This is a genomic window from Neobacillus solisequens (assembly GCF_051233465.1).
GTDB lineage: Bacteria > Bacillota > Bacilli > Bacillales > Cytobacillaceae > Neobacillus.
The window spans coordinates 1-506 of the sequence record NZ_JBKFGJ010000054.1; the positions used below are offsets into that span (position 1 = coordinate 1).

The following is a 506-nucleotide window of genomic DNA, read 5'->3' on the forward strand; positions in this document are numbered from 1 at the left end:
AAAGCTTACTTACAGCTCCCCGAAGCATATCGGTGTTAGTCCCGTCCTTCATCGGCTCCTAGTGCCAAGGCATCCACCGTGCGCCCTTTCTAACTTAACCTAAAAGGTTTGTTTCTCTATAAAAATAGAGAGAAAAACTAAAATGGCGATTCTCGGTTTTTACTTGGTTTCTTCTATACGATTATCTAGTTTTCAAAGAACGATGGTGGAGCCTAGCGGGATCGAACCGCTGACCTCCTGCGTGCAAAGCAGGCGCTCTCCCAGCTGAGCTAAGGCCCCGTTATGATGGAATGGTGGGCCTAAATGGACTCGAACCATCGACCTCACGCTTATCAGGCGTGCGCTCTAACCAGCTGAGCTATAGGCCCATCATAATGAATATATAAATGAGAGATTGAACTCTCAAAACTAAACAAACAAGAAACAATCAACATTTTGTCTGGCTCTCATGTCCAGCTTATATCCTTAGAAAGGAGGTGATCCAGCCGCACCTTCCGATACGGCTA

2 tRNA genes and 1 rRNA gene are annotated in these 506 nt (G+C 46.0%); all 3 read right to left on the bottom strand.

Features of this window, described 5'->3' with window-relative positions:
- Nucleotides 1-100 (bottom strand): 23S ribosomal RNA (locus ACI3K6_RS23500); the annotation flags it as partial.
- 103 nt (nt 101-203) lie between these two features.
- Nucleotides 204-279: transfer RNA gene (locus tag ACI3K6_RS23505), tRNA-Ala, on the bottom strand.
- Between the two features lie 12 nt (nt 280-291).
- A tRNA-Ile gene (locus ACI3K6_RS23510) sits at nt 292-368 on the bottom strand.
- Nucleotides 369-506: the final 138 nt, after the last annotated feature.